Origin of the sequence: Fontimonas sp. SYSU GA230001, from assembly GCF_040066175.1 — a bacterium.
Lineage (GTDB): Bacteria > Pseudomonadota > Gammaproteobacteria > Nevskiales > Nevskiaceae > Solimonas.
This window is the reverse complement of sequence record NZ_JBEAAM010000015.1, coordinates 79,975-104,426: the sequence shown is the minus strand read 5'-3', so window position 1 is coordinate 104,426 and position 24,452 is coordinate 79,975. Positions and strand designations below refer to the sequence as shown.

General features: G+C 68.5%; 18 protein-coding genes and 1 tRNA gene. 16 read left to right on the top strand and 3 right to left on the bottom strand.

Going from position 1 to position 24,452, the window contains the following annotated elements; all coding sequences use genetic code 11:
• Nucleotides 1-8: 8 nt before the first annotated feature.
• Together AAG565_RS09530 and AAG565_RS09525 are read right to left on the bottom strand one after the other, a co-directional pair.
• Nucleotides 9-740, bottom strand: coding sequence for a hypothetical protein (locus AAG565_RS09530; RefSeq protein WP_348819352.1), 732 nt, complete (start codon nucleotides 738-740; stop codon nucleotides 9-11).
• Between the two features lie 54 nt (nucleotides 741-794).
• Nucleotides 795-1,631: a 6-carboxytetrahydropterin synthase gene (locus tag AAG565_RS09525; protein ID WP_348819351.1), complete on the bottom strand. Its 837-nt coding sequence runs from the start codon at nucleotides 1,629-1,631 to the stop codon at nucleotides 795-797.
• A gap of 165 nt (nucleotides 1,632-1,796) precedes the next feature.
• On the opposite strand from AAG565_RS09525, the gene gltX reads away from it, so the two are divergent.
• The 6 genes from gltX to pgi all read left to right on the top strand — a co-directional run bounded on the left by gltX (nucleotide 1,797) and on the right by pgi (nucleotide 10,315).
• The gene (gene gltX, locus AAG565_RS09520) at nucleotides 1,797-3,227 is read left to right on the top strand and encodes a glutamate--tRNA ligase (protein WP_348819350.1); all 1,431 of its coding nucleotides are present in this window, start codon (nucleotides 1,797-1,799) and stop codon (nucleotides 3,225-3,227) included.
• 9 nt (nucleotides 3,228-3,236) lie between these two features.
• Complete coding sequence (gene thrS / locus AAG565_RS09515) at nucleotides 3,237-5,144, top strand: threonine--tRNA ligase (RefSeq protein WP_348819349.1); 1,908 nt, start codon at nucleotides 3,237-3,239, stop codon at nucleotides 5,142-5,144.
• Between the two features lie 92 nt (nucleotides 5,145-5,236).
• Nucleotides 5,237-7,450 carry a PAS domain S-box protein gene (locus tag AAG565_RS09510; protein WP_348819348.1) on the top strand — a complete coding sequence of 738 codons (2,214 nt, stop codon included), beginning with the start codon at nucleotides 5,237-5,239 and terminating at the stop codon, nucleotides 7,448-7,450.
• Nucleotides 7,447-8,304: a M23 family metallopeptidase gene (locus AAG565_RS09505; protein WP_348819347.1), complete on the top strand. Its 858-nt coding sequence runs from the start codon at nucleotides 7,447-7,449 to the stop codon at nucleotides 8,302-8,304. Before AAG565_RS09510 ends, AAG565_RS09505 begins: the two co-directional genes overlap by 4 nt.
• A 102-nt stretch (nucleotides 8,305-8,406) precedes the next feature.
• Nucleotides 8,407-8,682: a hypothetical protein gene (locus AAG565_RS09500; protein ID WP_348819346.1), complete on the top strand. Its 276-nt coding sequence runs from the start codon at nucleotides 8,407-8,409 to the stop codon at nucleotides 8,680-8,682.
• Between the two features lie 4 nt (nucleotides 8,683-8,686).
• A complete protein-coding gene (pgi, locus tag AAG565_RS09495) occupies nucleotides 8,687-10,315 on the top strand; it encodes a glucose-6-phosphate isomerase (protein WP_348819345.1) in 1,629 nt (542 codons plus the stop codon).
• Here pgi and queG read toward each other — a convergent pair.
• Nucleotides 10,263-11,375, bottom strand: coding sequence for a tRNA epoxyqueuosine(34) reductase QueG (gene queG, locus AAG565_RS09490; protein WP_348819344.1), 1,113 nt, complete (start codon nucleotides 11,373-11,375; stop codon nucleotides 10,263-10,265). The two genes, pgi and queG, sit on opposite strands and share 53 nt — an antisense overlap.
• Nucleotides 11,376-11,398: 23 nt before the next feature.
• Between queG and AAG565_RS09485 the strand changes: the two genes are divergently transcribed.
• The 10 genes from AAG565_RS09485 (at nucleotide 11,399) to AAG565_RS09440 (ending at nucleotide 24,330) form a co-directional block, all read left to right on the top strand.
• Nucleotides 11,399-12,868, top strand: coding sequence for an NAD(P)H-hydrate dehydratase (locus tag AAG565_RS09485; protein ID WP_348819343.1), 1,470 nt, complete (start codon nucleotides 11,399-11,401; stop codon nucleotides 12,866-12,868).
• A complete protein-coding gene (gene tsaE, locus AAG565_RS09480) occupies nucleotides 12,865-13,356 on the top strand; it encodes a tRNA (adenosine(37)-N6)-threonylcarbamoyltransferase complex ATPase subunit type 1 TsaE (protein WP_348819342.1) in 492 nt (163 codons plus the stop codon). Before AAG565_RS09485 ends, tsaE begins: the two co-directional genes overlap by 4 nt.
• 104 nt (nucleotides 13,357-13,460) lie before the next feature.
• Nucleotides 13,461-14,666 (top strand): N-acetylmuramoyl-L-alanine amidase, encoded by a 1,206-nt coding sequence (locus tag AAG565_RS09475; protein WP_348819341.1) that lies wholly within the window; start codon nucleotides 13,461-13,463, stop codon nucleotides 14,664-14,666.
• A 146-nt stretch (nucleotides 14,667-14,812) separates the two neighbouring features.
• Nucleotides 14,813-16,579, top strand: a complete 1,767-nt coding sequence (gene mutL / locus AAG565_RS09470; RefSeq protein WP_348819340.1) for a DNA mismatch repair endonuclease MutL — start codon at nucleotides 14,813-14,815, stop codon at nucleotides 16,577-16,579.
• 31 nt (nucleotides 16,580-16,610) lie between these two features.
• On the top strand, nucleotides 16,611-17,618 hold the full coding sequence (gene miaA, locus AAG565_RS09465; protein ID WP_348819339.1) for a tRNA (adenosine(37)-N6)-dimethylallyltransferase MiaA: 1,008 nt from the start codon (nucleotides 16,611-16,613) through the stop codon (nucleotides 17,616-17,618).
• Between the two features lie 46 nt (nucleotides 17,619-17,664).
• Nucleotides 17,665-17,741, top strand: a tRNA-Arg gene (locus AAG565_RS09460).
• A gap of 158 nt (nucleotides 17,742-17,899) precedes the next feature.
• A complete protein-coding gene (locus AAG565_RS09455) occupies nucleotides 17,900-18,628 on the top strand; it encodes a TetR/AcrR family transcriptional regulator (RefSeq protein WP_348819338.1) in 729 nt (242 codons plus the stop codon).
• Entirely contained in the window at nucleotides 18,606-19,937 is a 1,332-nt protein-coding gene (locus AAG565_RS09450) for a TolC family outer membrane protein (protein ID WP_348819337.1), read from the top strand. Before AAG565_RS09455 ends, AAG565_RS09450 begins: the two co-directional genes overlap by 23 nt.
• 27 nt (nucleotides 19,938-19,964) lie before the next feature.
• On the top strand, nucleotides 19,965-21,185 hold the full coding sequence (locus AAG565_RS09445; RefSeq protein ID WP_348819336.1) for an efflux RND transporter periplasmic adaptor subunit: 1,221 nt from the start codon (nucleotides 19,965-19,967) through the stop codon (nucleotides 21,183-21,185).
• 13 nt (nucleotides 21,186-21,198) lie between these two features.
• Nucleotides 21,199-24,330 carry an efflux RND transporter permease subunit gene (locus tag AAG565_RS09440; RefSeq protein WP_348819335.1) on the top strand — a complete coding sequence of 1,044 codons (3,132 nt, stop codon included), beginning with the start codon at nucleotides 21,199-21,201 and terminating at the stop codon, nucleotides 24,328-24,330.
• Nucleotides 24,331-24,452 lie beyond the last annotated feature (122 nt).

Below are 24,452 nucleotides of genomic sequence, written 5' to 3'. Positions count from 1 at the left end.
CGGCCGGATCACTCCGCCCGGCGGTTGTCGCGGGTGCGCCGTGACTGGGGCGCTTGCGGCTTCGCGGGCGTCTGGGGCGCGCCGGCTGCGGGGTCGGCTTCGGACCCCTGCGGCCTGACGCTGCCGCGTTCGACGCGCGGGGCTTCGCGGTCGCCGCGCGGCCGATCCGCGGTTCGCGGCGGCGGAGACGACGCGCCGGCCGACTCGCCGGTCGGAATCACCCGACCCGGGCTGCCCTGCGCGCGCGGGCCCGGATCGCGCGGGATCTTGCGGTCGTCGGGGATCAGCCGTGGCGGCTTGGGCGCATAGACGATTCCCGGCTTGTTGCCGGGCGGATCGGCGGGACGATCGCGCGGCGGCCAGTTGCGGATCCAGTCGGCCCCTTCGCCGGGCCGTTCGCGGGGCGGATCGTGGCGCGGTGGATCGTGACGGGGTGGATCGTGACGGGGTGGGTCGTGGCGTGGATAGCCGCGGTAGGGATAGCCGTAATACGGGTATCCATAGTACGGGTAGCCGTAGTACGGATAGCCGTAATAGATGCGGGTCCAGTACACCGATGGGTAGCTGTAACGCGGCGCGCACGGGCCGTAGTAGGGGTCGCAGGCCCATGGATCCACGACGGTGTACGTCGTCGAGGGGGCCGGCTGGGCATCGTAAACCGGGTAACTCACGCAGGCCGTCGCACTGGCGCCGAGGATCAGGGCGGTCAGGCTGCGGACCATGCGCGAGAATCGAATCATGGCACCGAGTCTGGCGCGGCGGGCATGAACCGGGTCTGAACTGCAGCCGGCGGCTCAGGCGCGGGCGACCGCGCCCTTCATCACGCCTTCGAAGGCGCGGACCTCGATCCGGCGTCCCGGGCGGGCAGCCGCGCAGCGGCGGGCCAGATGCTCGGCGATGCATTCCACCGTGCTGTCGGTGTCGAGCAGGTCCACATGGGTCTCCGGCAGCGCGAGCTGGTAATGGCCTTCGGCCGAGCGGTAGGCGAAGCGGACGCGGCCGTTGCCGCGCGCGACGATGTCGGCGCGCGTGCCGAGGTAGATGTCCAGCCAGCGCCGCGCAATCTCCATCTCCAGTTCGGTGTCGCGCTCGCCTTCGACCCGCACCTCGATCCTCGAGCGATGGCCGTGGGCGATGCGCTGGCAGGCGCCGGCATGCTTCTTCAGCCCGTGCACGTAGTGGTAGTACGCGCCGTCGATGCGCTCCGGCCGCAGCAGCAGCCGCCGTTCCCCGACATTGTCCGGCAGCAGCGCGAGCACGCGCGGCGCCAGGTGCGCCGCCACGCTGGAAGCGTCGATCTCGGCGGCGTCGATCGCGCTGACGGCCCTACGCGGCGAACGGTGCTCGATCGCGCCGATGTCGGCGCGGAACAGCACGTGCAGGTCGTCGCCATCCTCATGAATCTCGGTTTCCGCGGCCAGCGCGGGCAGCAGCAGGCGGTGATCGACGCTGCCGTCGATCGCCTGCTTGATGCGGCGCTTCACCTCGACGAAGTCGAGGACCATCGACTGTGCATCCAGGCCGCCTTCGAGTTCGACGTCCACGATCCAGCTTTCACCGACCAGGCCGCGCGCCGCGTCCAGGTAGGCGCAGTCGATCACGGTCAGATGCTCGACAAACAAGGTGGTCATTCGACGAGAGAGAGCCGGTTCCAGACTGTCTTGAAAGTCGGCGCCACGGATGGCGCCGGTTTGTGCAGGGTGCACACGGACCATAGTTTAGAATGCGCGACCTGTCGGCGTGGTGTGCCGCATCGGCCCGCCTCCGGCTTCCCGCCTCCCGCCTCCCGAGAATCGATGACCGTCGTCACCCGCTTCGCGCCCAGTCCCACCGGCTTCCTGCACATCGGCGGCGCGCGCACCGCGTTGTTCTCCTATCTCTATGCCAAGCGCCACGGCGGCCGCTTCCTGCTGCGCATCGAGGACACCGACCGCGAGCGCTCGACGCAGGAGGCGGTCGATGCGATCTTCGAGGGCATGGCCTGGCTGGGCCTGAAGTCCGATGTCGAGCCCATCTACCAGACCCAGCGCTTCGATCGGTACCGGGAGGTCATCGCGCAGATGCTCGCCGCCGGTACCGCGTACCGCTGCTACTGCTCCAAGGAGGAGCTGGAGCAGATGCGCAACGAGCAGATCGCGCGCAAGGAGAAGCCGCGCTACGACGGCCGCTGGCGTCCCGAGCCGGGCAAGCGGCTGCCGCCGGTCCCGGAGGGCGTGCAGCCGGTCGTGCGCTTCCGGAACCCGGCCGACGGCCAGGTGGTGATCCCGGACCTGATCAAGGGCGAGATCGTCTTCGACAACGCCGAACTCGACGACCTGATCATCGCGCGCGCCGACGGCACGCCGACCTACAACTTCTGCGTCGTCGTCGATGACTGGGACATGGGCATCACTCATGTCATCCGCGGCGACGATCACGTCAACAACACGCCGCGCCAGATCAACATCCTCAAGGCGCTGGGCGCGACGCCGCCGCAGTACGCGCACGTGTCGATGATCCTCGGCGCCGACGGCACCAAGCTCTCCAAGCGCCACGGCGCGCTGGGCGTGATGGAATACCGCGCGATGGGCTTCCTGCCCGAGGCGATGCTCAACTACCTGGTGCGCCTGGGCTGGAGCCACGGTGACCAGGAGCTGTTCACGCGCCAGGAGATGATCGAGAAGTTCGACTTCGATCACGTCTCGGCTTCGCCGGCGCGCTTCGACATGGAGAAGGCCTACTGGGTCAACCACCAGTATCTGAAGACCGCGCCGCTGGACGTGGTCGTGCCGGAGTTCGACTGGCATCTGCGGCGCATGGGGCTGGATCCGGCGCAAGGTCCGAGGCTGGAGGACGTGATCCTCGCGCAGCGCGAGCGCTGCCGCACGCTGCTGGAGATGGCGGAGAAGTCGCACTTCTTCTACGCCGATCTGACCGGCTACAACGAGAAGGACGCGGCCAAGCACCTGACTGCGGATGCGGCCGAGCTGCTCGAAGCACTCGCCTCTGTGCTCGCCGGCCTGCCGGCATGGACCGCCGAGGCGCTGCATGCGGCGGTCAACGGCTTCGCCGAGAGCCGTGGTCTGGGACTGGGCAAGGTCGCGCAGCCGATCCGCGTCGCGGTCGCCGGCATGGCCGTATCGCCGCCGATCGATCAGACGCTGGCGCTGCTGGGGCGAACCCGCACGCTCGCGCGGCTGACGGCCGCCGTCGAACACGTCCACGGCAAGTCCCGAGCAAATTCGTAGAGCAAGGCCATGAGCATCGAAATCACATTTCCGGACGGTAACAAGAAGTCGTTCGACCAGCCGGTCACCGGTCTGGCGATCGCGCAGGGCATCTCGCCGGGCCTGGCCAAGAAGGCCGCCGTCGTCCTGGTCGATGGCGAGCTGTGGGACCTGACGCGCCCGATCGACCGCGATGCGGCGATCAGCATCGTCACGCGCGACAAGCCGGAAGCGCTGGAGGTGATCCGCCACGATGCGGCCCACGTGCTCGCGCAGGCGGTGCAGGAGCTGTTTCCCGGCACGCAGATTACCTTCGGTCCGGCGACCGAGAACGGCTTCTACTACGACTTCGCACGCGATACGCCGTTCACGGAAGCCGACCTGGAAACGATCGAGCAGAGAATGCGCGAGATCGTCAAGCGCGACCTGCCGATCCGGCGCGAAGTCTGGCCCCGCGACCAGGTGATCGAGTACTTCAGGCAGCACGGCGAGCGCTTCAAGGCCGAGTGGGTGGCCGAGGGCATCGGTCCCGACGAGGAGATCAGCATCTACCGCCAGGGTGACCGCTGGCTCGACATGTGTCTGGGACCGCACCTGCCATCGACCGGCCGGCTCGGCACCGCATTCAAGCTGATCCGGGTGTCCGGTGCGTACTGGCGCGGTGATGCCAACAACGCGCAGCTGCAGCGCATCTACGGCGTCTGCTTCGCCACCGACGACGAGCTCAAGGCCTACCTGAAGATGGTCGAGGAGGCCGAGAAGCGCGATCATCGCAAGCTCGCGCGCCAGCTCGATCTGTTCCACCAGCAGGAAGAGGCGCCGGGCATGGTGTTCTGGCACCCGAAGGGCTGGGCGATCTGGCAGGCGGTGGAGCAGTACGTGCGCAGCACCTACCGCAAGAACGGCTATCAGGAGGTGCGCGGTCCGCAGATCCTGGACGTGAGCCTGTGGAAGAAGTCCGGGCACTGGGACAACTACCACGAACACATGTTCTTCACCGAGTCGGAGAAGCGCACCTACGCGGTCAAGCCGATGAACTGCCCGGGCCACGTGCAGATCTACAACGCCGGCCTGCACAGCTACCGCGACCTGCCGATCCGCTACGCCGAGTTCGGCAGCTGCCATCGCAATGAGCCGTCCGGAGCCCTGCACGGCATCATGCGCGTGCGCGCATTCACGCAGGACGACGGTCACATCTTCTGCACGGAGCAACAGATCGAGCCGGAAGTCACCGCATTCCATCGTCAGGCGATGCAGGTCTATGCCGACTTCGGCTTCTCGGAGGTCGCCGTCAAGCTGGCGCTGCGCCCCGACAAGCGGATCGGCGCCGACGAGATCTGGGACCGCGCCGAACAGGCACTGCGCGCGGCGCTGCGCGCCGCCGGTGTGGCGTGGACCGAACTGCCCGGCGAGGGGGCGTTCTACGGGCCCAAGATCGAGTATCACCTCAAGGACTCGATCGGCCGGTCGTGGCAGCTCGGCACGATGCAGGTGGATTTCTCGATGCCCGGCCGGCTCGGCGCCGAGTACGTCGATGAGCACTCGAACCGTCAGGTGCCGGTGATGCTGCACCGCGCGATGCTCGGGTCGATGGAACGCTTCATCGGCATCCTGATCGAGCATCATGCCGGCAGCCTGCCGTTCTGGCTGTCGCCGGTGCAGGTGGTCGTCGCGCCGATCGTCTCGGACGCCGACCGGTATGCGGCCGAGGTCTGCGAGCTGCTCAGGGACGCCGGTCTGCGCGCACAGACCGACCTGCGCAACGAGAAGATCAACTACAAGATCCGCGAACACGCGCTGCAGAAGATCCCGGTGATGGCCATCGTCGGCCGCAAGGAGGCCGAGGATTGCACCGTGACGCTGCGTTACCGCGGCGAGGAGAAGCAGGAGACGCTGCCTCTGGGCGAAGCCGTCGCGCGGCTCGCGGCGACGCGCTGAGCGTTCTCCGGCCGCCCGCCGTGCGATGATGACGGCACATCGTGGAACGGAGCGTGCAGCGGATGCAGCCGGAGCGGACATCGGGTGAGCGGATGCCGGCGGACGTCGATCCCCGCTGGTACCGCGATCTGGTCGAGTCGGCACCCGACGGCATGGTGCTGATCGACGCCGAGGGACGCATCGTCCTGGTCAACGCGCAGGCGGAGCGCCTGTTCGGCTACCAGCGCGAGGAGCTGCTCGGCCAGAGCGTCGAATGCCTCGTGCCGGAGAAGTTCCGCGGGGGCCATGTCCATCACCGCGAGGGCTTCTTCGCGGAGCCGCGGGCACGCGAGATGGGTGCCGGCGTCGAACTGCCGGGACGTCGCAAGGACGGCACGGAGTTCCCGGTCGAAATCTCGCTCAGCCCCCTGCGCACCGAGCGCGGCCTGTTCGTGATGGCCGCGATCCGCAACGCCGAGGAGCGCAAGCGCGCCAACGACAAGTTCCGTGCCCTGCTCGAGACCGCGCCGGACGCGATCGTCATCATCGACCGCAGCGGCACCATCCGCCTGGTCAACGCGCAGACCGAGCGTCTGTTCGGCTATCGCCGCGAGACGATCGTCGGACGGTCGATCGAGGTCCTCATCCCGGAGCGCCTGCGTGGCCGTCATACGCAGCACCGTGACCGCTATTTCCTCGGGCCGAACGTGCGCGACATGGGCGTCGGCCTGGAACTGCTCGGCCGGCGCAAGGACGGCAGCGAGTTCCCGGTGGAGATCAGTCTCAGCCCGTTGCAGACCGAAGAGGGGGTCTGGGCCTCCGCGGCGGTCCGCGACGTCAGCGACCGCAAGCGCGAACGCGATGCCACCGCGCGTCTTGCGGCGATCGTCGAGTCGTCCAACGACGCGATCATGGGCAAGGATCTGCACGGCCGCATCACCAGCTGGAACCGCGCCGCCGAGGCCATGTACGGCTACGCGGCCGCCGAGATCATCGGCCAGCCGGTCGAACGTCTGTTCCCACTCGAGCGCCGAAAGGAGGAGGCCGAAATCCTGGCGCGGGTGCGTCGCGGCGAGCAGATCAAGCATTATGAAACCGAGCGCCTCACCAAGGACGGGCGGCGCATCCAGGTGTCGCTGACCATATCGCCGATCCACGATGCGCAGGGCCTGATCGTCGGCGCATCGACGATCGGCCGGGACATCACCGAACGCAAGAGCGCCGAGCGCAAGTTCCGCGACCTGCTGGACGCGGCGCCGGATGCGATGGTGATCATCGGCACCGACGGCCGCATCACGCTGATCAATGCGCAGGCCGAGCGTCTGTTCGGCTATGCGCGCGACGAGATGATCGGCCAGCCGATCGAACTGCTCATTCCGCAACGCTTCCAGCTGCGCCACCGCCAGCACCGCGCCGACTATGCAAGCGATCCGCGGCAGCGGCCGATGGGTAGCGGCCTCGACCTGTGGGCGCGGCGCAAGGACGGCAGTGAGTTCCCGGTGGAGATCAGCCTCGGGCCGTTGCAGACCGAGGACGGAACGCTGATCACGGCGGCGGTGCGAGACATCACCGAACGCAAGAATTTCGAACGCCAGCTCGCCGACTACGCCGACAGTCTCAAGCGCAGCAACCGCGAACTCGAGCAGTTCGCGTATATCGCCTCGCACGACCTGCGGGCACCGCTGCGCAGCATCACCGGCTTTGCACAGCTGCTGAACAAGAAACACGCGGCTGCGTTGGCGCCGGAGGCGGTCGAGTTCCTCGGCTACATCACGCAGAGCGCCAAGCAGATGCAGTCGCTGATCGACGATCTGCTGCTGTTCTCGCGCGTCAGCCGCGCTCAGCAGCCGCCGGCGACGGTGGACTGCGAGGCCTTGCTGGCCAAGGTCGAGGCGCAGCTCAAGGCGACGATCGACGCACGCCAGGCCAGCATCACCCACGATCCGCTGCCGACGGTGATGGGCATCGAGCACGAGCTCTTGCAGCTGTTCCAGAACCTGATCTCGAACGGTCTGAAATTCCAGCCTGCGGAGCGTCCCAGCGTGCACGTGAGTGCGCATCCGGAGGGTCAGGGCTGGCATTTCACGGTGACCGACCGCGGTATCGGCATCGCGCCGGAACACCACGAGAAGATCTTCCTGATCTTCCAGCGGCTGCACACCGCGGAGGAATACGAGGGGACGGGAGTGGGTCTGGCAATCTGCAAGAAGATTGTCGAGCACCACGGCGGGCGTATCTGGGTCGAGTCGGCGCCGGGAAAGGGCTCGACGTTTCATTTCACGCTCAAGGCGGTCACGCCGACCGAGTCGGGGGGCGAGGCGACGTGAGGTCCTGGTTCTGGATGGTGTTGGTCAGCGTGCTGCCGGCCGCGGCCCTGGCGATGGAGGGCACGGACATCCCCGGCGTGACGCTGCGCGGTGAGTGGGTGCAGGGCGGCGTGCTGGTGGGCCGCGCGCCGGTCGGTGCGCGGGTCTGGTTCAATGCGCGCGAGCTGCGGCTCGATGCCGACGGTCGTTTCGTCTTCGGCTTGCACCGCGACGAGCCTCCGACCGCCGAGCTGCGCGTGCAGCTGCCCGACGAGCCGGCGAGCCTCAGCTATCGGACCCAGGTCAAGGCGCGTCGGTACGACATCCAGCGCATCGACGGGCTGCCGCCGAAGATGGTGGCCCCGCCGCCGGAGGTGCAGGCGCGCATCGCCGCCGACCAAGCGGCGGTGGCCAGGGCCCGGGACCGCGACAGTCCCCTGGCGGGTTTCGCCGAGTCCTTCATCTGGCCGTGTATCGGCCCGGTGTCCGGCGTGTTCGGCAGCCAGCGCATCCTCAACGGCGAACCCAAACAGCCGCACTACGGGGTCGATGTGGCCGTACCCACCGGGACGAAGGTGTTCGCACCGGCCAGCGGCATCGTCAGCCTCGCGCATCCCGACATGTACTACACCGGCGGCACGCTGATGATCGATCACGGTCATGGCCTGTCGTCGGCGTTCCTGCACCTGTCGAAGCTGCTCGTCAAAGAGGGTCAGGCCGTGCGCCAGGGCGAGCCGATCGCCCTGTCCGGTGCGACCGGCCGCGCGACCGGCGCGCACCTGGACTGGCGCGTCAACTGGTTCGATGCGCGCGTCGATGCGCAGATGCTGGTGCCGCCGATGGATCAGGCGCGTGCCCGGAACGCCGCCCGTTAATGCCGTGTTCAGCGCTGCGGGGCGTGCGGCACGACGCCAGTCGCCGCAACGGCTGCGCCTATGGAACAATCCACGGCACTGAGCTGGAGTCGAGGAATCATCATGAAGCACGGATCTTGGGCGGCCCTGTTGGTGGTGGCGTCGGTGCTGCTGCCCGCCTGCGCGAGCAACGAGCCGCGGTCGGCCGAGGACAAGGCACTGGCACGCGAGCGTGCCGCGGAGGAGCGCGGGCGTCGCGAGGCCGAGGACGACATGCGCCGGCAGCAGGCGATGCAACAGCAACAGCGCAGACGTCCGTCTGCCGGCGTCGGTGGCGTCGAACTGCCGGAACCCCCGGAACCGCCGGCCGTGACCGTACCGCCCGGACTGATCCGGTAAGCGCTTGCAGCCCTCGCCCACGCAGACCGGGCGCTGGCGAGCGCTGCAGGCGCACGCGCAGCGCCTGCGCGCCATGCGCACGCTCGAGCTGTTCACGCGCGATCCGCAGCGGGTCACGCGCTGTTCGGCGCAGGCCTGCGGGTTGTACCTGGATTACGCGAAGCAGCGCCTCGACGCAGCGGCGATCGACGCGCTGATCGCCCTGGCGGAAGAGCGCGAGCTGGCGCAGTGGCGCGAGCGGCTGTTCGCCGGCGACTGCGTCAACGGCACCGAAGCGCGGCCCGCGCTGCACATGGCGCTGCGTGCGCCGCGGGGCGCGCGCTTCATCGACAGCCGCCACGGCGATGTGCTCGCCGACGTGCACGCCACGCTCGACGCGATGCGTCGGTTCGCCGGCGCGGTCCGCGGTGGCGGCTGGCGCGGCGCGACCGGTGCGGCGATCACCGATGTCGTCAACATCGGCATCGGCGGCTCCGATTTCGGACCCCGCATGGTCTGCGAGGCCTTGCGGCCGTTCGTCGACGGACCACGGCCGCGCTTCGTCGCCAACGTCGATCCTGCCGATCTCAACGACGTGCTGGCCGGGCTCGCGCCGGCGACCACCCTGTTCGTCGTCGTCAGCAAGACGTTCACCACGCAGGAGACGCTGGCCAATGCGCGTCGCGCGCGGAGCTGGCTGGTCGAGTCCCTGGGCGAGGCCGCGGTGGCGCATCACTTCGTCGCGGTATCGACCAACGTGCGCGAGGTCGCCTTGTTCGGCATCGCGCCGGCCAACATGTTCGGCTTCTGGGACTGGGTCGGCGGCCGGTATTCGCTATGGAGCGCCGTCGGGCTCAGCGCGATGCTGGCGCTCGGGCCGGAGCGCTTCGATGCGCTGCTCGCCGGCGCACACGCGATGGACCGGCATTTCATCGAGGCGCCGGCAGCTGCCAACCTGCCCGTGCTGCTGGGGCTGATCGGCATCTGGAACAGCAACTTCCTCGGCTGTGCGAGCCAGGTCGTCGTGCCCTACGCGCAGCGCCTCGCCCTGTTCTGCGGCTGGCTGCAGCAGCTGGAGATGGAGTCGAACGGCAAGGGGGTGGACCGCGACGGACGCACGGTCGATCACCCGACGACGCCGGCGCTGTGGGGCAGCGTTGGCAGCAACGCGCAGCATGCCTATTTCCAGATGCTGCATCAGGGACCGGCGGTTCACGCCATCGATTTCATCCTGCCGGTCGAGGGCGACGCCGGTTGTGACGAGATGCAGCGGATGCTGGTGGCCAACTGTCTGGCGCAGTCGGCGGCGCTGATGCGTGGCAAGTCGGTGCACGAGGTGCGCGCGGAGCTGCAGGCGACGGGCCTGTCCGGTGCGGCATTGGAGGCAGCCGTCCCGCACCGCGTGTTTCCCGGCGATCGACCGAGCAACACCCTGCTGCTGCCGCGCCTCGATCCCGCGCATCTGGGGGCCCTTCTGGCGCTCTATGAGCACCGGGCGTTCGTGCAGGGTGTGATCTGGGGCGTCAATTCCTTCGACCAGTGGGGTGTCGAACTGGGCAAGCAGCTCACCCGGCGGATCCTCGATCGTCAGTCGGATGCCGTCATCGATCCCTCGACGGCGGTGCTGATGCAGCGGACCGGCCTGCGCCGCTGATCGCCAGATCGTGCCGGGCCAGCGCCCAGCGCACGTGCTCGCGCACCATCTCGTCGGGGTGGTCGAGGCGTCGCTGCAAGGCCGCGATGATCTCGTCCGAAGCCGGCGCGTTACCGAGTGCCACCGCCAGATTGCGCAGCCAGCGCGCGTAGCCGGCGCGGCGCAGCGCCATGCCCTCGGTACGGCGCAGCCATTCGTCCTCGTCCCAGCCGAACAGGTCGATCAGGCGCGCGCGGTCCAGTCCATGACGCGGCGCGAAGTCGGGGTCGGCGCTCAGCCGTGCGTAGCGGTTCCAGGGGCACACCAGCTGGCAGTCGTCGCAGCCGAAGATGCGGTTGCCGATCAGCGGGCGCAGGTCTTCGTCGATGCTGCCGTGATGCTCGATGGTCAGGTAGGAGATGCAGCGGCGCGCGTCGAGCTGGTACGGGGCGACGATCGCCTGGGTCGGGCAGACCTTGATGCAGGCCGTGCAGCGCCCGCAGCCGTTATCCGGCGGCGCACCCGGCGTCGGCGGCAGCGGCAGATCGGTGTAGATCTCGCCGAGGAAGAACCAGGACCCTTCCTGCTTGTTCAGCAGCAGCGTGTGCTTGCCGATCCAGCCCAGGCCAGCATCCCGTGCCAGCGCCTTTTCCAGAACCGGCGCGCTGTCGCACAGCACCCGGTAGCCGTGCGGACCGACGGCCTGCTCGATGCGTCGGCCGAGCCTGAGCAGGCGCGCACGCACGACGCGGTGGTAGTCGCGGCCCAGCGCGTAGCGCGAGATGTAGGCGTGGGCGCCATCGTCGAGCAGGGCCAGCGCGTCGGCCGCGTCGGGACGGTAGGGCAGGCGCGCGCTGATCACGCTGAGCGTGCCGGGGCGCAGGCGCTCGGGCTCGGCGCGCAGATCGGGGTCGCGTGCCATGAACGACATGCCGCCGTGCCGGCCCAGCGCGATCCAGTCGGCGAGGTGCACGCGGTCGGCATCGAGCCGGCGCGCCGACACCTCGGCGTCGGCGAATCCGAGTTCGCGCGCCCACACGGGGATCTGGCGGGCGATTGCAGTCGGCGTGTCGGGGTGCAACGGCCGCCCCCTATACTGTGGCGATGCAGGAGATCCAGCGCCGATTGTACGTGGCCGACCAGGTGCGCGAGCTCGACCGCCGTGCGATCGCCGGCGGCATTCCGGGCTATGCGCTGATGCAGCGTGCGGCCGCGGCGTGCTGGCGCGTGCTGACCGAACGCTGGGGCGTGCCGCGGCGCGTGGTCGTTGTCTGCGGCAGCGGCAACAACGGCGGCGATGGTTACGAGATCGCGCGACTGGCGCGCCGGGCACGCGCCGAGGTCGAGCTGTACTGCGTGGGTCGGCCGCCGGATCGCGGCGATGCCGCCACCGCGCGCGCGGCCTGGCTCGCCGAGGGCGGCGACAGCGCGGACTGTCCGCCGCAGCTGCCGGCGTGCGACTGGGTCATCGACGCACTGTTCGGCACGGGCCTGTCGCGCCCCCCCGAGGGCGCGGCGGCGCAGGCCATCGAGGCGATCAACCTCGCCGCACGGCGTGGCGCGCGCGTGCTGGCGGTGGATGTCCCCTCCGGTCTCGATGCGAGCCGCGGCACCGCGCCCGGTGCCTGCGTGCGCGCCGATGTGACCGTCAGCTTCATCGGCAACAAGCTCGGCCTGTGGACCGGGCACGGCCCGGATTGCGCCGGGCTGCGCTGCTTCGACACGCTCGACGTGCCGGCCGGAATCCTCGCCGAGCTGGAGCCGGCCGCCTGGCTGCAGCACGAGTCGGATCTGGGTCGGCTCGGGCGCCGGCCACGCGACGCGCACAAGGGCGGATCCGGACACGTGCTCGTGGTGGGCGGCAATCTGGGCATGGCCGGCGCGGCCCTGCTGGCCGGCCGGGCCGCGCTACGCGCCGGCGCGGGGCTGGTGACGGTCGCGACGCGGACCGCGCATGCGGCGGCACTGACCGCCGCGCAGCCCGAGCTGATGGTGCACGGCATCGACGCGGTGGCGCAGCTCGATGCTCTACTGGCGCGGGCGAGCGTCGTCGCGCTGGGGCCGGGTCTGGGGCAGGACGAGTGGGCGCGGGCCTTGTTCGCGCATGTGCTCACTGCGGATCCGCCATTGGTCGTCGATGCCGATGCGCTCAACCTGCTGGCGCGCCTGCCGCGCCGCCGCGAGCGCTGGATCCTGACGCCGCATCCGGGCGAGGCGGCGCGTCTGCTCGGCTGTACCACCGCGGAGGTTCAGCTCGATCGCCCCGGCAGCGTCGCCGCGCTCGAACGGCGTTACGGGGGCACGGTGGTGCTCAAGGGCGCCGGGAGCCTCGTCGGCGGCGTGACGCCGCGGATCTGCCCGTATGGCAATCCCGGCATGGCCTGTGGTGGCATGGGCGACGTGCTGACCGGGGTGATCGCGGCACTGTGGGCGCAGGGGCACGGACCGCAGCAGGCGGCCGAGCTCGGTGTCCTCGCGCATGCGCTGGCCGGCGACCGCGCCGCGCTGCGGGGCGAGCGTGGGTTGCTGCCGCAGGATCTGCTCGCCGAACTGCGCGGGATCGTGAACCCATGACGCGGGCGCTGAGCTGCGAGCTGCGCGGCGCGGCTGCCACGGAGGCGGCCGGCGCGGCGCTGGCGCGGTCCCTGCGCGGCGAGCCGGCCATCGTGTTCCTCGAAGGCGAACTCGGTGCCGGCAAGACGACGCTGGCGCGCGGATTCCTGCGCGCGCTGGGCGTGCGCTCGACCGTGCGCAGTCCGACCTACACGCTGATGGAACCCTACGACATCGGCGCCTGCACCGTCGTGCACATGGACCTGTACCGCTTGCAGGACGCCGAGGAGCTGTGGGGGCTGGGGCTGGACAGCTATCCGCCCGACCGGGACGTCTGGCTGGTCGAATGGCCGGAGCGCGCGGAGGCGCGTTTGCCGGTGCCGCGCATCCGCGTGCGTCTGCAGGGCGCCGGCCAGGTGCGCCGGTTCGAGGTGGCGGCCGACGGCGCGCTGCTGGACCGGCTCCTGGCCGAGTTGCAGGATTTGCATGAAGTAAGTTGCCTATCTTGATGTTTACTGAGGGAAAGGCATCTTGCGCTTTGCCGGCGATGGGAGTAGCGTTCGGGCAAATCCTGCGGATTGTCGCTATGCGTTGGGCTTGGGTCCTTGTCGGAATGCTCGTTGCGCCTGCGGTCGGTGCGGCGGAGTTGCGCGACCTGCGCCTGTGGGAAGGCCCCGAAGCGACCCGCGTGGTGTTCGATCTCGACGGCGAGGTCCAGCACAAGCTGTTCACGCTCAGCGATCCGCAGCGGGTCGTCGTCGATATCGACGGTCTCACGCGCGGCGCGATCGCGCGCATCGAAGCTGCGACGGGGCGTGGTGTGGTCGAACGCCTGCGCGGTGGCGCACGCGGCGACAGCGTGCGCGTGGTGCTCGATGTGCGCGACAAGGTCTTCGCGACCAGCTTCGTGCTGCCCCCCAACGCCGACTACGGCTACCGGCTCGTCGTCGATCTGGCCAATCCGGCCGGCGAGCTCGCCGCGGTTGCGGCGCCGCCGCGTCCCGAGCCGGCGTCGGCCGTGCAGCTGCGTGACAAGCCGATCGTGATTGCCGTGGATGCCGGGCATGGCGGCGAGGATCCCGGCGCCAAGGGCGGTAGCGGCCTGCTGGAGAAGGACGTCGCGCTGGCCGTGGCGCGCAAGCTGGCGAAGCTGATCAACGACACGCCGAACATGCGTGCGGTGCTGACCCGCGACGGCGATTACTACGTGGGCCTGCGCGACCGTGTCAACGTCGCGCGCCGGCATCAGGCCGATCTGTTCGTGTCGGTGCACTGCAATGCGTTCACGCGCCGCGACATGCGCGGCACGGCGGTCTATGTGCTGTCCAACCGCGGCGCGACCAGCGAGCACGCCCGCTGGCTCGCGCACAAGGAGAACGCGGCCGATCTGGTCGGCGGCGTCGGCATCCACGACAAGGACAACGAGCTGGCCGCAGTGCTGATCGACCTTTCGCAGGGGGCGACGATGGAGGCGAGCTTCGACGTCGGCAGCCGCATCCTCGGCTCCATGGCCAAGGTCAACCAGCTGCAGAAGCCGGAGATCCAGCAGGCGGGCTTTGCCGTGCTCAAGGCGCCGGACATCCCCTCGGTGCTGGTCGAAACGGCGTTCATCACCAACCCGCATGAAGAGAAGCTGCTGGCGTCGGCGACGTTCCAGTCCAAGCTGGCGCAGCAGATCCTCGAAGGTATCCACGGCTACTTCAACAGCTACCGGCCCCAGCAGCAGGTCGTGCAGACCGATGCACCACTGCAGTACGCCGGCCGCTCCGGCGAGGGGGCGCTGCGCGAGACTTCGTTCACCCAAGGCGTCTCCCGGTAACGGGGGCTGCATTGACCCGGACGGCTCTGCCGTCCGGGTTTTTTGTTGGTCACCGGGTTTTTTGTTGGTCACGGGACGGGCATTCCGTGCGAGACGGAGGCTCCGTCCGCTGCTGTCGAGACCGGCGGGCCGCGTAAACTAGCGCGATGATTCGCGTCCTCCCCGATCAGCTCATCAATCAGATTGCAGCCGGCGAGGTCGTGGAGCGGCCGGCCGCGGTCGTCAAGGAACTGGTCGAGAACAGCCTCGATGCCGGCGCGCGGCGCGTCGAAGTCGAACTGGAGCGCGGCGGCATCGGGCTGATCCGCGTGCGCGACGACGGCACCGGCATCGACGCGGACGAGCTGGTGCTCGCGCTGCAGCGGCACGCGACCAGCAAGCTCACCAGCCTTGACGACCTGCAGCGCGTCGCCACGCTGGGCTTCCGTGGCGAGGCCTTGCCCAGCATCCTGTCGGTCGCGCGCCTGCGGCTCGTCTCGCGCACCGCCGATGCGACCCACGGCTGGGGTGTGGGCGGCGACGGGCAGCTGGACGGCGCGCGTCCGGCGCCGTGCGCACATCCGCCCGGGACCAGTGTCGAGGTCCGCGACCTGTTCTTCAACACGCCTGCACGCCGCAAGTTCCTCAAGGCCGAGAGCACCGAGTTCCGGCACGCACAGCAGGCGCTCGAACGCATCGCGCTGTCGCGCTTCGACGTCGCCTTTGCGCTGCGGCACAACCAGCGCCGCGTCTGGGAACTGGCGCCCGCCGACAGCGCGCGGGCGCGCCAGGCGCGCATCGAGGCGATCTGCGGCGCCGAGTTCGTCACGCAAGCGGTGACGCTCGACGAATCCAGGATGGGCATGCGCCTGCATGGCTGGATCGGCCTGCCGAGTTTCGCGCGCACCCAGGCCGACCTGCAGTTCCTCTACGTCAACGGGCGGCTGGTGCGCGATCGCCTGCCGGGCGCCGCGCTGCGACGCGCCTTTGCCGACGTCATGCACTCGACGCATTTCCCGGCTTATGTGCTCTACCTGGAGCTCGATCCGCAGGCGGTCGATGTCAACGTGCATCCGCAGAAGACCGAGGTGCGTTTCCGCGACGCCGGCCGCGTCCACGACATGCTGTTCGGCGCAGTGCACCAGGCACTGCGCCGGGTGCGACCGGAGCCCGAGCACCACCATCGCCTGACGCTCGCCACGCAGACCGTACCTGCGTCGCAGCCGGCACAGGTATCGATGCACTACGATCCGCCGCAGTCGGCCGGGCCCGAGTCGATGCCGAGCACGGCCGTCGCCGAGGCGGCCGCGAACTACCGGTTGCCGACACCGCCCGCAGCCGAGCCGGCGCTCGGCCATGCGCTCGCGCAGCTGCACGGAGTCTATGTGCTCGCGCAGAATCGCCACGGCCTGATCGTCGTCGATGCGCACGCGGCGCACGAGCGCATCCTCTACGAGCGCATGAAGACGCAGCTGGAGCAGGGAGGGATCCCCGCGCAGGCACTGCTGGTGCCGGAGACGATCGCGTTGCACGAGGACGAGGCCGACGCGCTCGAAGCCAGACGTGACGAGCTGTATCGCCTTGGCATCGACATCGATCGTGCCGGCCCGGCGGCGGTGCGCGTGCGCGCCCTGCCGTCCCTGCTGCCGCTGGGTGAAGTGCAGGCGCTGATCCGCGACCTGGTGCACGACGAGGAGCGCCGCGAGTCGCTGAGCCATTTCGGCCAGGCGCTGGAAGCGCAGTATCGCGTGCTCGCCGATATCGCGTGCAAGGCCGCGATCAAGGCCAACCGCCGCCTGACGCTGCCGGAGATGGACGCGCTGCTGCGCGACATGGAGCGCACCGAATTGTCCGGTCAGTGCAATCACGGCCGCCCGACCTGGGTGCAGATCGGCATGGCGGATCTCGACCGGCTGTTCCTGCGTGGGCGCTGAAAGGCGGTTGCCCGGCTCCGGCGTCCGGTCCATGGCGGCTGCGGTCGCGCGCCAGCGTCACGATCCGGAGTCCGGGCGCGATCTGTCCCCGGTACTCATGCTCATGGGGCCGACCGCTGCGGGCAAGTCCGGGCTCGCGCTGGCGCTGGCGGAGCGTGTGCCGGTCGAGATCATCAGCGTGGACTCCGCGCAGATCTACCGCGGCATGGACATCGGCACGGCCAAGCCATCGGCGGCGGAACGTGCCCGCGTCCCGCATCATCTGATCGACATCCTCGATCCGTCGGACAGTTACTCCGCTGCCCGTTTCGCGGCCGAGGCGCGGGTGTTGATCGAGCAGATCCGGCAGCGCGGGCGCGTGCCCCTGCTCGTCGGCGGCACGATGCTCTATTTCCGCGCGTTGCTGCACGGTTTGAGCGAGCTGCCGCCTGCGGACCCGAGCCTGCGCGCCCGGCTGCAGGCGCTGGCCCGCGAACACGGCTGGCCGGCGCTGCACGAGCGCCTGCGACGGGTCGATCCGGTGACCGCGGCGCGGCTGCACCCGAACGACCGGCAGCGGATCGCAAGAGCGCTCGAGATCGTCGAACTGACCGGAAAGCCGGCGAGCGCGCTGCATGGACCGGCGGGGAAGCCGGCTCTGGAAGGGCGCGTGCTGCGTTTCGCACTCGTGCCGGAACGGCGCGCCGAGCTCCACGCCCGCATCGACCAGCGCTTCGAGCAGATGATGCGTCAGGGCTTCCTCGACGAAGTGCGGCGCTTGTGGTCGCGCGGCGACCTGCGGACCGACCTGCCGTCGATGCGCGCGGTCGGCTATCGGCAGCTGTGGGCGCATCTGGACGGGCGGCTGACGCTCGACGAAGCCGTTGCACAGGGCAAGGCGGCGACCCGGCAGTACGCCAAGCGCCAGCTCACCTGGCTGCGCGGCGAGCCGGGACTGTCCGTTCTGGACAGTGACCGCGCCGACCCCGTGGCCACCATCCTCGACGCGCTCGAGCAAGACCGCGGGGGAATGCGGCGCGGGTGCGCGCCTGGGGTCTGATCGCGTCCCGCGCTTCGTGTAAGGTGACGGGCCTTATCGCCGCGACGCGCCCGTAGCTCAGTTGGATAGAGCATCTGGCTTCGAACCAGAGGGTCGGGAGTTCGAGTCTCTCCGGGCGCGCCAATTCGATCGCAGTTGCTCTTGACGACGGAAGCGGGGCCATCCCGACGGCGGGTGCGTCTGGCCGCCGCATGGTGCAGTGCGGTGAATCTTTGCAAGGAAAATGAAGATGGTTCAAAATTCGGCTCCGCTTGCAAAAGCATCACGTACCGGGTCGCAGCGTGGGCACCAAGGAGAGACGACAGCGCCAGTTCGCCGAGCGTGAGCAGCTCTTTCTGGAGCACGCGCGCGAGTTGATCCGTGAGAGCGGGCTGCTGAATCTGCAGATGTCGCGTCTCGCCGAGAAATGCGAGTACGCGGTGGGCACCCTCTACCAGCACTTCGCCAGCAAGGAGGATCTGTTGCTGGCGCTGACCACGGCGCAGGCACAGGAGCACACCGAACTGTTCCGCCGGGTCGCCGAATGGAAGACGCTGTCGCGCGAGCGCATGTTCGCGATCGGCGTGGCCGACAAGATTTTCGTGCAGCGCAATCCGGATCATTTCCGGATCTCGCAGTACGCGCTGTGCGAGGTGGTGTGGCGGGCCGCCTCGCCGGACCGGCGCGAGGATTTTCTGGCCGTCTGCCAGCCGATCGGGCGCTGTGTCGCCAGCATCGTCGAGGACGGGGTGCGTGACGGTGATCTGGAGCTCAATGGCGTCACTGTGCAGGAGCTGTGCACGGGGCTGTGGGCGCTGTGCAATGGCACACACAATCTCGTGCACACCGAAGGGGTGCTCGAGGACTTTGCGGTCCGCGATGCCTATCGCGTGATGTGTCAGCACATCCAGGTGATGCTCAACGGTTTTGGCTGGAAGCCGCTGGCCGATCCGACGGACACGCAGGCCATGCACCGGCTCATTCAAAGAATCAAGAACGAGGTGTTCCATGATTTCTGCTGCGAAAACTAGCTGCGCGCTGGCGCTGCTTGCGTTCGTTGCCGCGGCGCCGGTTTCGGCGATGACCCTGGGCGAGGCGCTGCAACGGGCGTCCGAGCGTGACCCGGCGGTCGCGGTGGCACTGGCGCAGTACGAAGCCGAGCGCGAGCTGGGTGCGCAGGAGCGTGGCAGCCTGTTGCCGACGCTGGGCATCGGCGGCGCCTACGACTACGCCCAGACCGACGGCAGCGGCGTGTTCGGCAGTTCCCGGGACAGCTATCCGGCATGGTCGGCGCAGGTGCAGGCGCGCCAGCCGCTGTTCCGTCTCGACTGGTTCGCGCGGCGCGAACGGGCGCGGGCGCTCGACGACCGCGCCGAGGCGGCACGCATCGATCGCAGGCTCAAGATTCTGGTGCGCGTTGCCGAACGTTACTTCGGCGTGCTCAACGCGCAGGACCAGCTCGCCCAGGCCGAGGCCGAGGCCAAGGCCGTGCGCGAGTCGCTCGAGGATACGCGCAAGCGTTACGAAGTCGAACTGGTGCCGGGCACCGACCTCAAGGAGGCGCAGGCGCGTGACGATCTGGCGCAGGCGCGGCTGCTGTCGGCGCGTACCGCGCTGGAAACCGCGCGCGAGGCGCTCGACGAGGTGACCGGAAACGGTCATGTCGCGCTGCCGGTGCTGCCCGAGGATGTCGCCTTTCCGGCGCTGCAGCCGGCGGACGCCGAGCAATGGGTCGAGGCCGCGCGCGCGCAAAGTCCGGCGATTGCGCTGGCGCGCCAGGCCGCGCAGATCGCGGACGCGGACCGCCGCAGCGCGCTGTCCAGCGCGATGCCGACGCTCGATGTCGTCGCCTCGGTGAGCCGGCAGGACAACAGCGAGTACGACTTCGGACAAAAGGTGGACGACGCGCGCGTCGGCGTCGAGCTGCAGATGCCGCTCTACACGGGCGGCGTGAACACCGCTCGCATCCGGCAGGCCAAGGCCAACGCCGCGGCCGCCGAAGCCGAGCTCCGGCGCGTGACGCTGGAGACGGAACGCTCGGCGCGCCAGCTCTACCGCCAGGTCGTGACCGCCTATTACGAGTCCGATGCGTTCAAGAAGTCGCTGGAGTCGGCGCAGGCGGCCGAGGCGGCGACGCGCGCGGGCTACGATGCCGGCACGCGGACGATCACCGACGTGCTCGACGCCAAGTCGCGCGTCGTGCAGGCGCGGCGCGACCTCAACGGCACGCGGTACCGCCTGCTGCAGCTGCTGATCCAGCTGCGTCAGACCACCGGCGAGCTGACCGAGCAGGACTTTGCCCGCATCGACGACCTCCTCCGTTATCCCGCGGCGCGCTGAGCGCCGCATCCGCTGCAGGAAGCGCACATGAACGATTTTGGATCCCCGACACGAACCGCCGGCGGCATCGGTATCCAGGCCCGCAAGCCGAGCGCCACCAAGCGCCTCGCGATCCTGCTCGCACTGGTGTTCGTGCTGTTCGGTGGCGTGTTCTTCATGAAATGGTTCGGCAACCGCATGATGGTGCAGTACCTGGAGAACATGCCGATCCCGCCGGCGACGATCACGTCCGGCGAGGCGACGGTGATGTCCTGGGACAACCGTTATGAAGCGGTCGGCTCCCTGGTTGCGGTGAACGGCGCCGATCTGACGACGGCCGCCAGTGGCATCGTGCAGGCCATCCACTTCGAGTCCGGCGCCAAGGTCCGAGAAGGTGAACTGCTGCTGACGCTCGACACCGCCAACGAGCGCGGCGAGCTCAAGCGTCTGCAGGCACAGGCAGAGCTCGCGGAACTCAATCGGCGCAGGCGCGAGCAGCTGTTCCGGCTCGAAGCGATCTCCAAGTCCGACTACGACGCCTCGGTGGCCGAAGCCAATGCCGCACAGGCAGCGGTCGAGGCGCAGGCGGGCCGCATCGCCCAGAAGGAGCTGCGCGCGCCTTTTTCCGGCACGCTGGGCGTGCGCCGCGTCAACATCGGCCAGTACGTCGCGGCGGGCACGCCGATCGTGTCGCTGCAGTCGATCGACCCGATCGACTTCGATTTCGCTCTGCCCGAACAGTACGTCGGCCAGGTCCTGCCGGGTTTCGCGGTCGAGGTCCGGGTCGATGCCTATCCGGAGCGCAGGTTCAAGGGCAGTGTCCTCGCGGTCGAACCGCGGGTGGACGAGGCCACGCGCAACTTCCGGCTGCGCGCACGCCTGCCCAACACCGACGGCGCACTGCGTCCCGGCCAGTTCGGCCGGGTCGTCCTGCAGCTGCCGGGCGAGCGGGAAGTGCTGGCGATTCCGCGTACGGCGATCAGCTACAACTCCTACGGCACCTCGGTTTTCGTGATTCAACCGAAGAAGGCGGGCGGCACGGATGCGGCATCGGCCGCAGGCGACGGCACAGAGACGCTCGAGGTCGTGCAGCGCTTCGTTCGCATCGGCGACAGCCGCGGCGACTTCGTCGCCATCATCGATGGCCTCAGCGCCGGCGAACGGATCGCGACGTCGGGACTGCTCAAGCTGCGCAACGGCCAGCCCGTGACGATCAACAACACGGTGACGCCGGACGTGCGGCTCGAACCCAAGCCGCCGCAGACCTGAGGCTGGGGCTCCCATGCAATTCACCGACATCTTCATCAAGCGTCCGGTCCTGGCCACCGTCGTCAGTCTGGTCATCGTGCTGCTCGGGCTGCGTGCGGCCGGCGAACTGACGATTCGCGAATATCCCGAACTGCAGAACGCGCAGATCAACGTCAGCGTCGCGTATCCGGGCGCCGAAGCCTCGCTGATGGAAGGTTTCGTGACGACGCCGCTGGAACGCGAGATCGCCTCGGCGGACGGCATCGCGTTCATGACCTCCAGTACCGCGCAGGGCTTCGCGACGATCACGGCGAACCTGCGCCTCGACAAGGACCCCAATCAGGCTCTGACCGAGATCTCCGCCAAGGTCAACAAGCTGCGCAATCAGCTGCCAGAAGGCTCGGAGGATCCGATCATCGAGATCGCCGAGGGCGGCGGCACGGCGGCGATGTACATGTCGTTCTACTCCAAGGTGCTCGACAAGAGCCAGATCACCGACTACCTGATCCGGGTGGTCGAACCGCAGCTGGCGGCCATCCCGGGCGTCGAGAAGGCGAAGATACTGGGCGAGCGGACCTACGCGATGCGCGTCTGGCTCAAGCCGGACCGGCTGGCTGCGTTCAACCTCACCGCCAGCGAGGTTTACGCTCGCATCCGCAACCAGAACGTGCTGTCGGCCGTCGGCGAAGCCAAGGGCAGCTATGTTCGCATCGGCCTGTCCGCGCGCACCGACTTGCGCAGCGTCGAGGAGTTCAAGCAGCTGGTACTGCGCTCCGAGGGCGACACGGTCGTGCGTCTGGCCGACGTCGCCGACATCGTGCTCGGTTCGGAGAACTACGATGGCGGCGCCGGCTGGGACGGTGATCCCGCGATCTTCATCGGCATCGAGGTCAGGCCCGAGGCCAATGTCCTCGACGTGATCGCACGTGTACGCAAGGTCTGGCCGGACATCGTCGGTGCCCTGCCGCAGGGTCTCGACGCGCAGATTGGCTATGACAGCACGGAGTACATCCGCGAGGCGATCTCGGAAGTGCGCACCACGCTGGTCGAGGCGGTCGTCATCGTCGTCGTGGTGATCTTCCTGTTCCTCGGTTCGGTGCGCAGCTCGCTGATTCCGGCCGTGACGGTGCCGGTGTCGCTGGTCGGCGCCTTGTTCCTGATGTATGCGATGGGGTTCTCGATCAATCTGCTGACGCTTCTGGCGATGGTGCTGGCGATCGGCATGGTCGTGGACGACGCGATCATCGTGATGGAGAACGTCCATCGCCACATCGAGGAGGGGATGAAACCCTTCGATGCGGCGGTCCGCGGCGCTCGCGAACTGGTCGGCCCGGTCATCGCCATGACCATCACCCTGGTGGCGGTCTATGCGCCGATCGGTTTCCTCACGGGCATCACGGGCAAGCTGTTCAGCGAGTTCGCCTTCACACTGGCCGGCGCAGTGCTGATCTCGGGCATCATCGCGCTGACGCTGACGCCGATGATGTGCGCGCGCATCCTCAAGCCGACGCATGGCGAGGGTGCGGAGCCGAACCGGCTGGCGGAATACATCGATGGCAAGTTCGACGCCTGGCGCAGTGCCTTCAAGAGGCGGCTGCACAGTGCGCTCGAGACGCGTCACGTGATCGGCGTGTTCGGTCTCATCGTTCTGGCCTCGTGCTATTTCCTCTACCGCCTGACGCCGGCCGAGCTGGCGCCCCAGGAGGATTTCGGTTTTGCGTTTTCGATCAACGAGACCGACGGCTACGCTTCGCCGGAGTACCTGGAGCAGTACTTCCAGGAGGCGCAGAAGATCACGCTGGCAGACCCCGACGTGATGCACATCTTCGCGTTCAGCCTCAACGAGGGTGGAAGCTCCAACACCGGCTTCATGGGCATGATCATGCGCGAGTGGACCACGCGCGTGCGTTCGACGCAGCAGATCCTCGCCGATTTGCAGGGCAAGCTGAGCCAGATTCCGGGCTTGCGCTGGACGGGCATCCAGCCGCCCGCGCTGCCGACGCCCGGGCAGGGCTATCCGGTCGAGTTCGTGCTCAAGTCCACCGCGACACCGGAGACTCTGGCCAGGGTCGGTGACGAGATCATCGGCCGGGCGATGGCAACCAAGAAATTCTTCTTTGTCGCAGGACGCCTGCGTATCGACCGCCCGGAGGCCTCGATCGAGATCGACCGCGAGAAGGCGGCCTTACTGGGCGTGGACATGAGCCGCATCTCCGCTGATCTGTCGGCGCTGCTCGCCGGCGGAGAGGTCAATCGCTTCGCATTCGACAGCCGTTCGTACAAGGTGATTCAGCAGGCGACGCGCGGCGAGCGGCTGAGTCCCCGCGACCTGGAGGGCTACTACACCCGCTCGGCGAGCGGCGAGCTGATTCCGATCGCGACGCTGGTGTCGATCAGCAACCGCACGGTGCCGCGCACGATCGAACACTTCCAGCAGATGAACTCGAACACCATCATTGCCGTGCCCCGCCCGGACGTCACGCAGGGCGAGGCGCTGAAGGTGTTCGAGGATCTGTTCGCAGAGCTTGCCCCCGCAGACTTCCAGGCCGACTACGCCGGTCCCTCGCGGCAATTCAAGGAGGAGGGGACCGCACTGGCGCTGACCTTCTTCTTTGCACTGATCATCATCTTCCTGGTGCTCGCTGCGCAGTTCGAGTCGTTCCGCGACCCTCTGATCATGCTGGTGACCGTGCCGATGTCGATCAGCGGCGCATTGCTGGTCATCAACATCCTGTCGATCACCAACGGCATGCAGCTGACGCACCTGCCGGGGATGACGCTCAACATCTATACGCAGGTTGGTCTGGTCACGCTGATCGGCGTGATTTCCAAGCACGGCATTCTCATCGTCGAGTTCGCCAACAAGCTGCAGCAGCAGGGCCTGAGCAAGCGCGACGCGATCGAAGAGGCGGCCTCGATCCGACTGCGTCCGGTGCTGATGACCACGGCGGCGCTGGTCATCGCCATGGTGCCCTTGCTGCTCGCCTCGGGTCCCGGCGCGGCGGCGCGCTTCTCGATGGGGCTGGTGATCGCCGCGGGCATGACCATCGGCACGTTGTTCACCCTGTACGTGGTGCCGGCGATGTACCTGTACATCGGACGCGATTACGCGGCGGCGACGTCCGTACGGCAGTCCGTGAGCGAGGCCGCGCTGGCGAAGCCCTAGCAATCCGTGGGTGTCGCGAAAGGATTCACGCCGTCGGTGTGAGCCCGCGCGCGGATCGGTCGGCGCTGCGTGCTACACTGCAGGCGTTGTCCGATGCAAGACAACGCGGTCCGACCGCGATA

What these genes read in the sequence shown, in the direction of transcription:
- AAG565_RS09530 (WP_348819352.1), bottom strand. Translation starts at nt 740, where the DNA reads ATGATTCGATTCTCGCGCATGGTCCGCAGCCTGACCGCCCTGATCCTC.
- AAG565_RS09525 (WP_348819351.1), bottom strand. Translation starts at nt 1,631, where the DNA reads ATGACCACCTTGTTTGTCGAGCATCTGACCGTGATCGACTGCGCCTAC.
- gltX (WP_348819350.1), top strand. Translation starts at nt 1,797, where the DNA reads ATGACCGTCGTCACCCGCTTCGCGCCCAGTCCCACCGGCTTCCTGCAC.
- thrS (WP_348819349.1), top strand. Translation starts at nt 3,237, where the DNA reads ATGAGCATCGAAATCACATTTCCGGACGGTAACAAGAAGTCGTTCGAC.
- AAG565_RS09510 (WP_348819348.1), top strand. Translation starts at nt 5,237, where the DNA reads ATGCCGGCGGACGTCGATCCCCGCTGGTACCGCGATCTGGTCGAGTCG.
- AAG565_RS09500 (WP_348819346.1), top strand. Translation starts at nt 8,407, where the DNA reads ATGAAGCACGGATCTTGGGCGGCCCTGTTGGTGGTGGCGTCGGTGCTG.
- AAG565_RS09485 (WP_348819343.1), top strand. Translation starts at nt 11,399, where the DNA reads ATGCAGGAGATCCAGCGCCGATTGTACGTGGCCGACCAGGTGCGCGAG.
- tsaE (WP_348819342.1), top strand. Translation starts at nt 12,865, where the DNA reads ATGACGCGGGCGCTGAGCTGCGAGCTGCGCGGCGCGGCTGCCACGGAG.
- AAG565_RS09475 (WP_348819341.1), top strand. Translation starts at nt 13,461, where the DNA reads ATGCTCGTTGCGCCTGCGGTCGGTGCGGCGGAGTTGCGCGACCTGCGC.
- mutL (WP_348819340.1), top strand. Translation starts at nt 14,813, where the DNA reads ATGATTCGCGTCCTCCCCGATCAGCTCATCAATCAGATTGCAGCCGGC.
- miaA (WP_348819339.1), top strand. Translation starts at nt 16,611, where the DNA reads ATGGCGGCTGCGGTCGCGCGCCAGCGTCACGATCCGGAGTCCGGGCGC.
- AAG565_RS09450 (WP_348819337.1), top strand. Translation starts at nt 18,606, where the DNA reads ATGATTTCTGCTGCGAAAACTAGCTGCGCGCTGGCGCTGCTTGCGTTC.
- AAG565_RS09445 (WP_348819336.1), top strand. Translation starts at nt 19,965, where the DNA reads ATGAACGATTTTGGATCCCCGACACGAACCGCCGGCGGCATCGGTATC.
- AAG565_RS09440 (WP_348819335.1), top strand. Translation starts at nt 21,199, where the DNA reads ATGCAATTCACCGACATCTTCATCAAGCGTCCGGTCCTGGCCACCGTC.